We start from the raw sequence: 13,698 nt of genomic DNA on the forward strand, positions 1-13,698 counted from the left end.
CGTACACCGTATGAGGTGTGGGCTCGCGTGGGCACCTGGCTGGTGGTAGGTACCGATGGCGCAATTCAAGGTTCACAACAGCACGGATTGCGCCTTGACGGTGCGATTCGAACCCAGCGGAATGGAGCACGACATTCCGTCGACAGACCACGTCGTCGTAGGTTGGCCCGATGACGAGAGCCCCATCCTCGGTTTCATCGAGGTCGGCGACGGGGAGCTTGTAATCGAAGGACCCGTGGGCCTGCGGGCATGGCATTCCTCAGGGCAGGAACTCGACACCTGACGTGCGCCGATGGCGCGCGCTGGAAGTCCGGCACCGCCAGGTGGCGAATGGGCCACCACCGGGGCCGGTCGTGGCGAGACTGGGAGCATGAGCGGCGTACCGATCGGCGCGCACGCGCTGCTGTCCGACTGCCACAGCGCGGCGCTGGTGACCCGGGACGGGTCGGTCGACTGGTTGTGCTTCCCCCGCTTCGACAGCCCCTCGGTGTTCGACCGGCTGCTCGACGACGGTGGCGGGCACTGGTCCATCAGCCCGGTCGGCGAGCACCACACGCTGCGCGGATACGCCGATCAGACGCTGGTGCTGGAGACCACCTTCCACACCTCGACCGGCACGGCCGTGCTCACCGACGCGATGGCGATGGGGGAGGGCAACCACGGCCACGCCCTGGGCCAGGGCGCCCCACACCTGCTCATGCGGGGCGTGCGCGGCCTGGCCGGCGAGGTCGAGTTCGACCTGTGCTTCCGCCCCCGGCCCGAGTACGGGCTGGTCCAACCGCTGCTGTCGGCCGTCGACGGGGGAGTGTCCGTGCGTGGCGGCGCCGACCGGCTGGTGCTGTCGAGCCCCGTGCCGCTGGCCGTGGCCGACGGCGACGCGCGAGCGCGGCTGACCGTGCGCGGCGGGCAGGAGCTGTGGTTCGCCCTGCACCGCTCGACGCTGGAGCAGCAGCCCGCGCGGATCTGGGCCGAGGATGAGATCGCCGCCCGGATGGCGGGCACCGTCGAGTCCTGGCGCTCCTGGTCCAAGCTGCACCAGCGGTACGAGGGCCCGTGGCGGGAACTCGTCCACCTCAGCGGCCGGGTGCTGCAGGGGCTGACGTACCAGCCCAGCGGCGCGATCGTGGCCGCGCCCACCACTTCATTGCCGGAGGCGGTCGGGGGCGAGCGCAACTGGGACTACCGGTACTCCTGGGTCCGCGACGCCAGCTTCACCATGCAGGCGCTGTGGGTCGCCGCCTGCCCCGACGAGGCGGAGAGCTTCTTCGCCTTCATGACCACCGCCGCGGCCGGGACGCTGTCGGCCGACCGCCCACTGCAGATCATGTACGGCGTCGGCGGCGAACACGACCTGTCCGAACGCACCCTGCCCCGGCTGCACGGCTGGCGCGGCAGCCGCCCGGTGCGGGTCGGCAACGGCGCCTGGGACCAGCAGCAGATCGACGTGTACGGCGAACTGCTCGACGCCGCCTGTCGGCTCGAACGCCACATCGCGACCGTGGACGACGACATGCGCGCCTTCCTGGTCGCCCTGGCCGACACCGCCGCCCGCCGCTGCCACGACCCCGACCAGGGCATCTGGGAGGTGCGGGGCGGGCCGCGGCACTTCACGTACTCGAAGGTGATGTGCTGGGTGGCGCTGGACCGGGCGATCCGCCTGGCGGACCGGCTCGGCGCCGCCGACCGGGTGCCCGACTGGGCGCGGGCCCGCGACGAACTGCACGCCACCGTGCTGAGCGAGGGCTGGAACGAACGCGTCGGCGCGTTCACGCAGTACTTCGGCGGCGACGAGTTGGACGCGTCCTGCCTGATGCTGTCGATCGTGGGTTTCCTGCCCGCCACCGATCCGCGCGTCGTGTCGACGGTCGAGGCGATCGCCGACCGGCTCACCGACGAGCGCGGCCTGGTCTACCGGTATCGGGCCGAGGCGGGCGTGGACGGGTTGGCAGGCGGCGAGGGCACCTTCCTGCTGTGCACGTTCTGGCTGGCCCAGGCGCTGGCCGAGGCGGGCCGGGTCAACCGCGCCGTCGAGGTGTTCGAGCGGGCCGCCGGGTACGTCAACGACGTCGGGCTGCTGGCCGAGGAGGTCGACCCGGACAGTGGCGAGCTGCTGGGCAACTTCCCGCAGGCGTTCAGCCACATCGGCCTGGTCAACGCGGCCTGGGCCATCGCGCAGGCCCAGCACCGCGCCGCGCTGTGAGAACCGCTGCGAAATCCGAAGGAAGCGCTGCGAAATCCGAAGGCAAGCTGTTCGGGAGCAACGGAATCCGTGTTACCGTGCCGGGATGACCGGCATCGACCGTACCCGCGTGGAGAAGCTCGTGGACCGCGAGCGCGAGCGCTACCGGGCCGAGCATCCGCGCTCGCTGGAGCTGCACCGGGCGGCCGACCACCTGTTCGGGCGGGTGCCGATGACCTGGATGAGCAAGTGGGCGGGCGGCTTCCCGATCGCGTACGCCACCGCGCACGGCAACAAGATCACCGACGTGGACGGGCGGTCCTACGTCGACTTCGCCCTCGGCGACACCGGTGCCATGGCCGGGCACAGCCCGCAGCCCACGGTCCGCGCGGTGGCCCGGCGCATCGGCACCGAGGGCGGCATCACCACCATGCTGCCCACCGAGGACGCCGAGTGGGTCGGCGCGGAGCTGGCCCGCCGGTTCGGGCTGCCGAAGTGGTCGTTCACGCTCAGCGCCACCGACGCCAACCGGTGGGCGGTGCGGCTGGCCCGGCTGGTCACCGGCAAGCCGAAGCTGCTGGTCTTCTCCTACTGCTACCACGGCTCGGTCGACGAGACCTTCATCGTGGTCGGGCCTGACGGCCTACCCGCGAGCCGCCCCGGCAACGTGGCCCCGGCCGTCGACCCGACGGTCACCACCCGCGTCGCCGAGTGGAACGACCTGGCCGCCGTCGAGCGGGAGCTGGCCCACGGCGACGTCGCCGCGATCCTCACCGAGCCCGCGCTGACCAACATCGGCATCGTGCTGCCCGCACCCGGTTTCCTCGACGGCCTGCGCGAACTGGCCACCAGGTACGGCGCGCTGCTGATGATCGACGAGACGCACACCATCTCGGCCGGACCCGGCGGCATGACCAGGCGCGACGGGCTGCGCCCCGACGTGTTCGTCATCGGCAAGTCCATCGGCGGCGGCATCCCCTGCGGCGCGTACGGCCTCTCCGACGAGGTCGCCGACGCGGTGCACCGGCGTGCGAGCAGCGGTGAGGCCGACATCGTGGACGTGGGCGGCGTCGGCGGCACCCTGGCGGGCAACGCGCTCTCGCTCGCGGCGATGCGGGCCACGCTGGGCGAGGTGCTCACCGACGACGCGTTCGCGCACATGATCCGGCTGGCGTCCACATACACCGAGGAGGTGCGGCGGGTGCTGGAGACCGCCGACGTGCCCTGGTCGGTGACCCAGCTCGGGGCGCGGGCGGAGTACCGGTTCACCCGACCGGCGCCGCGTTCGGGCGGCGAGTCCGCCGCGGCCGCCGACGACCCGCTCGACGAGTACATGCACCTGTACACGCTGAACCGGGGCATCCTGATGACGCCGTTCCACAACATGGCGCTGATGTGCCCGGACACCTCCGACGCCGACGTCGCCCGGCACACCGACGTGTTCGAGTCGGCCGTGGCCGAACTGGTGGGCTGAGTCAGCTCACGCGTTCGGTGCCGGTGAGGGCGGCGAAGACCACGGTGCTGTTCAGATAGCCGCGCTGGGTCGCGTCGTACGTCCCACCGCAGGTGACCAGGCGCAGCCCCATGTCGTCGCTGGTGCCGTACACCCGGGTGGCCGGGAACTCGGCCTTGGGAAACGATCGCACCTTGACCACGCTGAACACCGCGACGCTGCCGTCCATCCGCACCACCTCGACGCGGGTGCCCGCCGCCAGCCGTCCCAGCTCGTAGAAGACGGCCGGGCCGCTGGCGCGGGTGTCGACGTGGCCGACGATGACGGCGTTGCCGCGCTCGCCGGGGCTCGGGCCGTACCGGTACCAGCCGGTCAGGTCGGCGTGGGTGAGTTCGGGGACCTGCAGCGTGCCGTCGAGGTTGGTGCCGACGGTGACCACGACCGCGTCCACGTTGATCGTCGGGATGCGCACCCGCACCGGCACCGACCGCTCCATCGGCCGGACACCGCGCGCGTCGGGGCGCCGGTCGGTGTCCCCGGCCTGGTAGCGGCCGCTGTCGACGGCGGGCTGCGGCGGCGGCTTGGGCGCGGTCACGAACGCGGCGGCCAGCAGCACCAGCCCGGCCAGCGCGCACAGCACCACCAGCGTGGTGGCGGGCAACCGGCCGTCGCGGCGGCGCCCGCCCGCGCGGTGGCGGCCGAGCAGTTGCTGCACCTGCGCCGGGACCTGCGTGGACACCGGCACCAGCGCCTGGCTGGGCGCCACGGTGACCGAGGCGCGGCCGGTCCGCTCGTCGGGGTGGGACCAGGGCGCCGGCTCAGGCGCAGTGGTTGCCACGGTACCTCCGGCGTAGCAGCAGACCGGCGCCCGCGCCGGAGACCAGCACCAGGCTGCCGCCCACCGCGAGCATGACCCGGTTCGGTCCGCCCGAGGTCGAGCCGCCGCCGCCCGCGGGCGCGCCGGCCGGCGACACGACCAGGCTGCCGCTGCCGGTCTCGCCGTCGCCACAGGTCACGTCCAGCGTGTACGTCCCGGGCAGGGTCGTGGTCGGCACGGTCAGCGAGGACGCGAACGCGCCCGGCCCGCCCTCGGCGTACCCGTCCAGGTTGATCTCCGACGGGCCGCCCCAGCTCGTGCCGCTGAGCTGTGCCGAGGTGGCGCTGGCGCTGCAGTAGGCGGCGACGGTGAACACCCCGCCCGGGGCGACCGCCGCGGGGTTGACGGTGACGTCGGCGGCGGCGAACGCCGCGACCGGAAACGACAGAGCCGCCGCTGCGGCACCGATGGCGCCGGTCATCGCCGTACGCCGAGCGAGTGTGCCCATGGCCGATCCCCCCGAATGTGCTGATCGTATGGGTACACCAAACCATCTCTTATCGGACTTGGCTCATGCTTTGCCCGAGTTCGTCGTGATGAGAATCGACTCGATCCACCCCGGCGGCGTCGGCGGCTGGTCCCCGACCAGGCCCGCGATGATCCGGGTCCGGCTCAGCGCCGCCTCCGGCCACGGCGTGTAGCCGTCGGTCAGCACGATCACGACGTGCGGCGGCTGCGGCACCGCCAGCGCCGCCGCGACGCCCACGCGCATGTCCGTGCCGCCGCCGCCCGCGAGCACCACCTCGCCGACGGTGGCCACCTTGCGTGTGGCGTGCACGTCGGCGTCGCAGGCCAGCACGGTGACCCGGTTGCCGCGTACGCCCACCGCGCGCAGCACCCCCGAGATCTCACCCATCACCGCGGCCAGGTCGTCCTCGGACATCGAACCCGAGGTGTCCACCACGATCGCCACGCGCGGCAGCGGGGCGCGCAGGCTCGGCAGCACCACCCCGCGCAGCGCCGCCCCGCGCCGCGACGGCCGCTGGTACGTGTAGTCCACCGCCCCGCCGGCCCAGGCCGCCGCCTCGCGTACCGCGCCGGTCAGCGCCTGGCGCCAGTCGACCACCGGCTCCAGCACCTGCTGCGCCCAGCGCTGCCAACCCGCCGGCAGCTTGCCGCGCGAGCGCTGGTGGCCGCGCATCGCGTGCGCGGTCTGCCGCCGGATCGCATCCGCCTCCACCCCGGGCACCCCGGCGGCCCCCGCCGGATCCAGTTCCCATGGCATCGGGTTTCCATGCGCCCCCGACCCGCACTCCACCAGCACGTACCGAGTGTTCGGCAGCGACGGCAGGTACTGCTCGAACAGCTGCCCGATCGGCAGGCCCAGCGCCTTCGGGTCGACCCGGGACTCCGGCAGCGGCAGGCCGTCGGCGAGCAGGTCGTCGTTGATCTCGCAGTCCTGCGCGATGTTGAGCCGGTGGTGGTCGCGCCGGTCGGCGACGGGCAGCCGGTCGGCCCGGCCGTGGTGGTCGCGCAGCAGGTGTGCGACCTCGTGGATCCATACCGCCGCCAGCTGGTCGACCGGCGTCTCGGCGACGAACCGGGGGTTGGCGTAGCAGCGCCAGTGCCGGTCCACGCCCATCGTCGGCACCTGCTCGCTGGCGACGATGGTGAGGCTGTACAAGGCCGTGGCCAGGTACGGCCGGTCCTGGGCGGCGCGCAGCCGCGCGGCGAGCAGCCGGGTCCGGTCCAGCCCGCCGGTCATCGCCCGGACAGCATTCCGGACAGGCTCAGCACCTCGACGAAGGCGTCGATCGAGTCCGGCACCGGCCAGTCGGTGTCGCGCAGCGCCGCCAGGTCCAGCGCCGCCCGCGCGGCCACGTCCGGCACGCCCGCCTCCACCGCCTTGGCCAGCACCACCCAGCCCGCCTCCCAGCGCTTGCGGGTCACCTCCGCCTGCACCGCCGCGACCACCGCCGTCAGGAACGCCAGCTGCCGGTCACCCCGCTCGGGCAGCGTGAACGCGTCCGGGTCGGCCAGCACCCGCTCCGGATCGGGCAGATCCAGCTCCTGCAGGTACGTGATGAACTCCAGCCCCGGCCCGTCGCCCACCGCGCCGATCACCGCGGTGGCCAGCGCGTCGCGGCTGGTGTCGGTGCACAGGTGGAACGCCAGCAGTCGCAGCGCCATCTCCCAGCTGCGCGGCGACGGCCACGCCCCGCCCCGGCTGTCGGCGTCGGTCGGCAGGTGGTGCACCAGACCCGGCCGGGCGGTGAGAAAACCGGCGATCGTGCCCCGCGCCCGCGCCACCGCGCCTGCCGCCCGCGACGGGATCACCGACGGCACCGTGATCGCGGGCCACGTTCCGGCCAGGCCGCGCGCGACCGCCTTCGGGTCGTGCGTCCAGTGCAGGTGCACGAACCGGTTGGCCAGCGGCGGGCTCAGGTGCCAGCCGTCGGCGGCGCTGGCAGGCGGGTTGGCCGCCGCCACGATCCGGATCGAGGCGGGCAGCTCGAGGCTGCCGACCCGCCGCTCCAGCACCACCCGCAGCAGCGCCGCCTGCACGGCCGGGGGTGCCGAGGACAGCTCGTCGAAGAACAGCAGGCCCCGACCGGTACGGGCCAGCCGCACCGCCCAGTCCGGCGGCGCCATCGGCACCCCGTCCACGGCCGGGTTGTCGCCGACGATCGGCAGCCCGGCGAAGTCCGACGGCTCGTGCACGCTGGCGATCACCGTCTCCAGCGGCACGCCCAGCCCCACCGCGAGCTGCTGCAGCGTCGCGGACTTGCCGATGCCAGGCTCGCCCCACAGCAGCACCGGCAGGTTCGCCGACACCGCCAGCGCCAGCGCCTGGGCACGCGGATCGGTCACCGGCTCGCCGCGCCACGACCGGGTCCGCCCGATCAGTTCATCAGCCGCCAGCAGCGGGTCATCCAAAGTCGTCACGCCTTCTCCACTGTTCCAGGTATCGCCGTATCAGAAGCCTGCGCGCCGAGGGGGTGCCCAGTCGCCGAAGCACCTCGTCGTCCTCGTCGCCGTCCTCCTCCTCGCTGGAGTCCGTCAGGAGCAGGACCCACCGCCACGGCGACATTCCGTGCCGGTCCTCGGCGTACGGGTCGGCGCCCGCCTCCGTCAGCGCCCGCACCAGCGGCAAGGAGGTGGCCCGCTTGACGGCGACGTGAAGCGGCGTACGGCCCTCGCGGTCGCGCGCGTCCACGGGCACCCCGGCCGCCAGCAGCCGCGGCAGCAGCCGCTCGTGTTCCAGGTAGGACAGCAGGTGCAGCAGCGTGAACCCGCGCCCGTCGCGTATCGACGGATCCATACCGCGGTCGAGCAGGTCCAGCGCCTCATCGGCGTCGCCGTGCAGCACCAGCTGCATGAGGTCGATGCGCTGGGCGCGCAGCCGTCGGGGCAGGCGCCCAGACCCGGTCTGCCACGCCAGCCGGGTGGCGAAGCAGCCCGCGACCGCGCCGCCCAGGCTGTGCAGCGTCTGCTCGCGCAGCATCTCCTCGGCGGAGTGATCGAGCAACAGCAGGCCGCCCGGGTCGGGGCGCACCTGGTGCCAGGCACCCCGGCACCGGACCCGGACCGGCTCGGACACCGGCCGTGGTGCGGCGGGTGACGCGGTCGGTGCGCCGGGCAGCACCGCCGCGCGTACCAGTGGATGGAGTTCGTCGAGAGTGATCATTCCGTGGTGCAGGAGGTCGAGGTCGACCGGGCGCCGATGCAGCAGCTCGGGGAGGTCGACGAACGAGACGCCGTGGGCGGGCAGCCGCGCCGTGAGCCCGCCGTCCGCGCCCCGCCGCACCACCATGCGGGCCTGACCGCCGAACGTCAGCCCCATCGCGGCCACGCCGTGTCTCGCGGTGAGGTCGTCGACCAGAAGGCGCAACCCCACGAGGTTCAGCTGCCGCGCCTGTCCCCGGCTGCGCAGCACGTCACGAACGGCCTTCGCGCCGTAGTGGTGGCTGACCGGTTTGACCTCGTCGTCGACGTGCTCGGAGACCAGCGGGATGCCGGCCAGCTCCCACGCGGCGTCCAGGTCGCCCATGGCCAGCAGCGCGGCGATGTCCTCGGCCCTGGTGGCGGAGTCGGAACCCGCCAGCTCCTGCTGCCGCTGCTGGGTGAGGGGGGTGCCGTCCGGGGCGAGGAACGGCATGCGCTCGGCCGAGCCGCCCCAGACGGCACGCAGCCGGTGTGCCTCGCGTGCGTCCCACAGGAACGCGGGCAGCTCCGGGGTGCCGCCGGTGTCGCGGATCTCCAGGCGCAGCCGCTGCGATCCGTCGACGAACGCGGGCAGCAGCACCGCCAGGCGTGGCATGTCGTCGGTCACCCGGGTGACCTTCGGGGCGAGGACGAACGACCGCTCGGTGGCCAGGCCGGTGCGCCCGCGCAGCGCCCGGGGCAGGTGCCAGCGCAGCAGATCCGGGGCGAATCCGGTCAGCTCGTCGATGAGGCGGGCCGCCGTCCGGGCACCGTACGCTTCGACGAGATCCGCCTCGTCGAAGGCGACCTCCACGTTTGCGGCCGCGCAGGCGCCCCGCCAGTCCCCGGCCAGCCGCCTGGCCGTCGTCCGAGCGATCATCCGCTGCGGCACCGCGTACCGCCGCACCCGACGCCAGCTCGGCAGATCCGGCTGGATCGACTCGTCGAGCATGGACGCGGGCCCTCGCGCGCGCCTCACCGCTCGGCGGCCTCTTCGAGGTACCGCTTCACCAGGCGCAGGTCCTGCTGCCCGTCGAACCAGTCCTCGTCCTCGTCGTCGAACATGTCGCCGCCCTTGTACTCCAGCAGCAGCGTCGGCGACACCCCGTCGGCGTCGTCGGCCTTCGGGTCGGCCCCGGCCTCCAGCAGCGCCTTGACCAGCGCGGACGTGCCGACCCAGCCGACCGCGACGTGCAGCGGCGTACGCCCCTTGTGGTCGCGGGCGTCCACGGGCAGCCCGGCGGCCAGCAGCCGCGGCAGCACCCGCTCGTGGTCGAGGCAGCGCAGGTGGTGCAGCAGCGTGAACCCGCGCCCGTCGCGCACCTGCGGGTCCATGCCCCGGTCGAGCAGTGCCAACAGGCCGTCGGTGTCGCCGTGCAGCACCCGCTGCATCAGGTCGTCGCGCTGGGCCCGCAGCCTGCGCGGCAGCCGCCCGGCACCGCTGCGCCACGCCTGCTCGGCGGCGAAGCAGCCCGCCGTCTGCCCGCCGAGGCTGCGCATCATCTGCTCGCGCAGCACCTCCTCGGGCGTGTGGTCGAGCACCTGCAACCGGCCCGCGTCGTTGTGCACCCGGTGCCAGGCACCTCGGCAGCGCACCGCGACCGGCTCGAACCGGGGCACCTCGGGCTCGTCGTCCGGCTGCGGCGCGTCCGCGCCGGGAACCAGGGCCGCCCGCACCAGCGGATGCAGGTCGGCGACGGTGATGAGCCCGTGCCGCAGCAGCTCCAGGTCGACCGGCAGCCGGTGGAGCGGCTCGGCCAGCTCCGCCGCCGTGGTGTCGCGGTCGTTGGTGAGCCGGGCCCGGACCACGCCGCCGCCGTCCGGCCCGGACCGACGGTCCTCGTCCGCCCCGGGCCACTCGGCGTCGTCGCTCAGGTCCAGCTCGACGTGGATGCGCCAGCCGAAATTGACCTGGACCGCGGTCACGTTGTGCCGCGCGGCCAAGGCGCGGGCCTGCGGGAGCAGGCCGGCCAGGTTGAGCGCGGGCAGGCTCCGGACGGTCATGGTGACCCCCCAGCGGCCCTTGGCGTCGGCCGGGTCGAGATCGATCCCGGCCTCACGCCAGGCCCCGACGACGTCACCGGCGGCCAGCAGCGCGGCCGCGCGCTCGGCCCGAGCCGCCGCACCGGTGCCGACGCCCAGGTCGGCGGCGGCCAGCGGGGTGCCGTCGGCGGCCAGAAACGGCATCCGGTCCGCGCCGCCCCAGGCGGCGCGCAGCCCGTGCGCCTCGCGGGCGTCCCACAGGTAGCCGGGCAGCTCCTCCCGGGCGGCGGTGCGCACGTCCAGGCGCAGCCGCTGCGAGCCGTCGACGGTCTTCGGCAGCAGCACCACCAGGCGGGGCAGCTGCGCCTCGACCCGCTCGACCATCGGCGCGAGCGCGAACTGCTCGCCGGTGGCGAGACTGGTGCGCCCGCCCAGCGCCCGGGGCAGGTGCCAGCGCAGCAGGTCGGGGGCGAACCCGGCCAGCTCGTCGGCCAGCCGCGCGGCGGCCTCGGCGCCGTAGGTGTCGGCGAGCTTCGCCGCGTCGAACACCACGTCCACGTTGGCGGCGGCGCAGGCGCCGCGCCAGTCCCCGGCCAGCCGCCGGGCCGTGGCCCGCGCGATCATCGGCGCCGGTACGGCATACCGGCGCACCCGGCGCCAGGTGGGCAGCTCGTTCTGGTCGGACGTCTCGTCGGTCACCGGTACACGCTCGCGATCGCGCTGATGTCGGGGTGCGGGGCCTCGGCCGGGCCCAGCACGGCGGTCGACAGCCGCCGCAGCCGCCGGGGCACGCCGCCGTTGAGCCCGAGGTAGCGCAGCGGCATGCCATCGTGTAGGGCCGCGACCAGCACCTTCGCCCCACGCCCGCCGATGCCGGTGAAGCGCAGGTCCAACCGCCGCAGGGCGCTGCTCGGCAGCACCGCGGCCAGGGCGGCCGCGCCCTCATCGGCGACGATGTTGGCACTGGCGCCCAATGCCCGTTCCGACGGCGGTCGGGCCAGGTCGAGGGCGTGCCAGGCGCCCAGCCGGGCCGCGAGCGCGGCCGTCCCGGCGGGGGTGATGCCGTTGCCGCCCAGGCCCAGCGTCATCGGCAGCCCTTCGGCGGCCTCGGCCAGGGCGGCGGCGCCGGTGTCGCCGAGGGCGTTGGCGGCCAGGTAGAGCTCGCGCACCCGGCCGTCGTGGATGATCGAGGCGAGCGCCGCGACGGCGTCCGGCCCGAGGCCGTTGCCGCCCAGGAACAACCGCTCCAGCGGGGTCGCCCGCCCGGCCAGGGTGCGGGCCAGTTCGGCCAGCCCGGAGGCGCTGAGTCCGGTGTTCACCAGGTCCAGGGTGCGCAGCGTGGGGTTGGCGGCCAGCGCGGGGCACAGCCGGGCCACGCCCGCGTCGCCGATCGGGTTGCGTTTGAGCCAGAGCGCCCGCACCGTCCGGTCGGTGGACAGCCGGTCGGCCAGCGCCCCGGCGCCGTCGGCGTCGATGCGGTTGCAGCCCAGGTAGACCGTCCGCACCCGGTGGCCGGGGGTGAGCGCGTCGGCGACCACGCGGGCGCCCTCGCTGCCCAGGCCGTTGGTGCCCAGTAGCAGGTGGGTGGCGTGGCCGAACCGGACGGCGGCCTGCACCACCCGCTGCGCCGCGTACGGCCCCAGGCCCTGCTTGCACAGGTCGAGGCGCCCGTCGGGCTGCAGGGTGCCGCGCGGGAAGTCCTCGGGCGCGGCGGCGGCGTCGGGCTCGCCCAGGCGGGCCAGCAGCGCGTCGAAGTCGCCCGGGTCGGCCAGGCCGAGTTCGGGGTGGCTGATGGCGGGGCAGCGGACCGGCGTCGGGCCGGTGGGCGGGGTCGGCTCGGTCACCACGGCACCGGCCGGTAGTCCTTGAGGAAGGCGCCGTGCACGGGGTCGCCGTGGCGTTCGCGCACGATCGGGTCGTACACCCGGGCGGCGCCGTCGACGACGTCCAGCGGCGGGCGGAACCCGGCCTGTCGCTGCGCCTGCTTGGCCGGGTGCGGCCGCTCGTCGGTGACCCAGCCGGTGTCCACGCTGTTCATCAGGATGCCGTCGCGGTGGTAGTCGGCGGCCAGGGTGCGGGTCAGCATGTTCATGGACGCCTTGGCCATGTTGGTGTGCGGGTGGCGCTCGGTCTTGTACTCCCTGGAGAAGCTGCCCTCCATCGCCGACACCTGCACCACGTGCCGCAGCGGGTGCGGCGCGGCGGTCAGCAGCGGCCGCAGCCGCGAGGTGAGCAGGAACGGCGCGAACGCGTTGACCACGTGCACCTCCAGCCACTCCTGTGGCGTCACGTCCCGGTCGCGCAGCACCCAGCTGTTGACCTCGCGCAGGTCAAGCGGCTCGCCGGTCTCGTCGACGGCCCCGGCCGGGAACAGCGTCTGCACCAGCGCGGGCAGGGGGGCGGTGGTCCCGGCGGCGGCGTGCCCGCGGGTGGGCACCGCCGAGATCGCGGCGGCCGCGCCCGACAGCGGGGTGAGCTCGGCCGCCCGCACCTCGCGGTGGTAGGCCGCCGGGCGGTGCAGCGTCTGCGCGGCGTTGTTGACCAGGATGTCGAGGTGGTCCCAGCGCCGGTGCACCGTGTCGACCAGGTCGAGCACGCCGGTCAGGTCGAGGAAGTCGACACCGTGCACGTGCAGCCGGTCGCGCCAGTCGGCGGCGTCGGGCACGGCCGCGAAGCGGCGCGCGGCGTCGTACGGAAACCGGGTGGTGACCAGCACGTCGGCGCCGTCGCGCAGCAGCTTCAGGGCGACGTGGAACCCGATCTTCACGCGGCCGCCGGTCACCACCGCCCGCCGCCCGGTCAAATCGCACCGGGCGTCGCGCCGCTGCCGGTTGTCCCGCGCGCAGTCCGGGCACATCAGGTGGTAGTCGGCGTCGACCAGCCGGTAGTGCGTCTTGCACACGTAGCAGCGGCGCGGCTTGTGCAGCCGGGACGGCGCCTCGGCCGCATCCGTTCCGGACGGCGCGGACGCCGTCAGCGCGGGAATCTCCTCCCGGTACCGGCGCGCTGCGGCCAGCAGTTCCTGGTCCTGTTCCCGACGCGCCGCCGAACGGGCCGCCCGGCGCTCCTTGCGCCCGTCGCGGTACACCGCGCCGACCGCCCGCCCGACCGCCTCCGCGTCGGCCTCGTCCAGCGTCCCGTCGCGCAACGCGTCCAGCACGCGTAGACAGGTGTCCACATCGGAAGGGCTCACGCTCGGCCCCGCGCCGCGCGCGGACGGCACCCACGTGCTGCTCGGCGGCATCGATCCCTCCAGGCGCGGCCGGCGTGGCCGGACGGGCCGCGTTGCCGCCGATCCGGAGCCACGGATTGCTGTGGGGGCGAGGCCGGTCGGATTCGAACCGACGTCCTCCAGCTTGCAGTCAAGGCGCGACGACCTCTGCGCTACGACCTCGCCGCGCGGCACACTACCCGACCCGACCGACAACACGCCCGCCCCAGTCGGGCCACCGTCCAGCGTGCTCACAGCAACTTCCCGGATTGACCCCGACTGCCAGAAAGCTCCAAGTTGGCACGGAATTCGGGCGTAGCGTTGGCAGGCGTAGGACTTCCGCCAGACCG

Annotated in this window: 11 protein-coding genes and 1 tRNA gene; 3 read left to right on the plus strand and 9 right to left on the minus strand. The window is 74.2% G+C overall.

The window, feature by feature from the left end; translation table 11 throughout:
• Positions 1–55: 55 nt before the first annotated feature.
• The 3 genes from KUA19_RS08600 (at position 56) to KUA19_RS08610 (ending at position 3,653) form a co-directional block, all read left to right on the plus strand.
• Positions 56–283, plus strand: a complete 228-nt coding sequence (locus KUA19_RS08600) for a hypothetical protein (protein WP_217395611.1) — start codon at positions 56–58, stop codon at positions 281–283.
• A gap of 87 nt (positions 284–370) precedes the next feature.
• Positions 371–2,200, plus strand: a complete 1,830-nt coding sequence (locus KUA19_RS08605) for a glycoside hydrolase family 15 protein (protein ID WP_217395612.1) — start codon at positions 371–373, stop codon at positions 2,198–2,200.
• Between the two features lie 85 nt (positions 2,201–2,285).
• Complete coding sequence (locus KUA19_RS08610; protein WP_217395613.1) at positions 2,286–3,653, plus strand: transaminase; 1,368 nt, start codon at positions 2,286–2,288, stop codon at positions 3,651–3,653.
• Position 3,654: 1 nt separating this feature from the next.
• Here KUA19_RS08610 and KUA19_RS08615 read toward each other — a convergent pair whose 3' ends face one another.
• The 9 genes from KUA19_RS08615 to KUA19_RS08655 all read right to left on the minus strand — a co-directional run bounded on the left by KUA19_RS08615 (position 3,655) and on the right by KUA19_RS08655 (position 13,531).
• On the minus strand, positions 3,655–4,470 hold the full coding sequence (locus tag KUA19_RS08615) for a class F sortase (RefSeq protein WP_308167380.1): 816 nt from the start codon (positions 4,468–4,470) through the stop codon (positions 3,655–3,657).
• Positions 4,451–4,957 carry a hypothetical protein gene (locus KUA19_RS08620; RefSeq protein WP_217395614.1) on the minus strand — a complete coding sequence of 169 codons (507 nt, stop codon included), beginning with the start codon at positions 4,955–4,957 and terminating at the stop codon, positions 4,451–4,453. Before KUA19_RS08620 ends, KUA19_RS08615 begins: the two co-directional genes overlap by 20 nt.
• Before the next feature lie 63 nt (positions 4,958–5,020).
• Entirely contained in the window at positions 5,021–6,214 is a 1,194-nt protein-coding gene (locus tag KUA19_RS08625; RefSeq protein WP_217395615.1) for a vWA domain-containing protein, read from the minus strand.
• Positions 6,211–7,386, minus strand: coding sequence for an AAA family ATPase (locus KUA19_RS08630; protein ID WP_372451786.1), 1,176 nt, complete (start codon positions 7,384–7,386; stop codon positions 6,211–6,213). Before KUA19_RS08630 ends, KUA19_RS08625 begins: the two co-directional genes overlap by 4 nt.
• On the minus strand, positions 7,379–9,106 hold the full coding sequence (locus KUA19_RS08635) for an ankyrin repeat domain-containing protein (RefSeq protein ID WP_217395617.1): 1,728 nt from the start codon (positions 9,104–9,106) through the stop codon (positions 7,379–7,381). The genes KUA19_RS08630 and KUA19_RS08635 overlap by 8 nt, the downstream gene beginning before the upstream one ends.
• A gap of 23 nt (positions 9,107–9,129) precedes the next feature.
• On the minus strand, positions 9,130–10,836 hold the full coding sequence (locus tag KUA19_RS08640; protein ID WP_217395618.1) for an ankyrin repeat domain-containing protein: 1,707 nt from the start codon (positions 10,834–10,836) through the stop codon (positions 9,130–9,132).
• On the minus strand, positions 10,833–11,981 hold the full coding sequence (locus KUA19_RS08645) for a leucine-rich repeat domain-containing protein (RefSeq protein WP_217395619.1): 1,149 nt from the start codon (positions 11,979–11,981) through the stop codon (positions 10,833–10,835). Before KUA19_RS08645 ends, KUA19_RS08640 begins: the two co-directional genes overlap by 4 nt.
• The gene (locus KUA19_RS08650; protein ID WP_308167381.1) at positions 11,978–13,330 is read right to left on the minus strand and encodes an SDR family NAD(P)-dependent oxidoreductase; all 1,353 of its coding nucleotides are present in this window, start codon (positions 13,328–13,330) and stop codon (positions 11,978–11,980) included. The genes KUA19_RS08645 and KUA19_RS08650 overlap by 4 nt, the downstream gene beginning before the upstream one ends.
• Before the next feature lie 128 nt (positions 13,331–13,458).
• Positions 13,459–13,531: transfer RNA gene (locus KUA19_RS08655), tRNA-Cys, on the minus strand.
• Between the last annotated feature and the right edge of the window lie 167 nt (positions 13,532–13,698).

It is taken from the genome of Catellatospora tritici (assembly GCF_019083965.1).
GTDB classification, from domain to species: Bacteria; Actinomycetota; Actinomycetes; order Mycobacteriales; family Micromonosporaceae; genus Catellatospora; species Catellatospora tritici.

Coding starts and splice junctions, on each gene's coding strand:
- KUA19_RS08635 (WP_217395617.1), bottom strand. CDS start 9,106: ATGCTCGACGAGTCGATCCAGCCGGATCTGCCGAGCTGGCGTCGGGTG.
- KUA19_RS08605 (WP_217395612.1), top strand. CDS start 371: ATGAGCGGCGTACCGATCGGCGCGCACGCGCTGCTGTCCGACTGCCAC.
- KUA19_RS08625 (WP_217395615.1), bottom strand. CDS start 6,214: ATGACCGGCGGGCTGGACCGGACCCGGCTGCTCGCCGCGCGGCTGCGC.
- KUA19_RS08600 (WP_217395611.1), top strand. CDS start 56: ATGGCGCAATTCAAGGTTCACAACAGCACGGATTGCGCCTTGACGGTG.
- KUA19_RS08620 (WP_217395614.1), bottom strand. CDS start 4,957: ATGGGCACACTCGCTCGGCGTACGGCGATGACCGGCGCCATCGGTGCC.
- KUA19_RS08610 (WP_217395613.1), top strand. CDS start 2,286: ATGACCGGCATCGACCGTACCCGCGTGGAGAAGCTCGTGGACCGCGAG.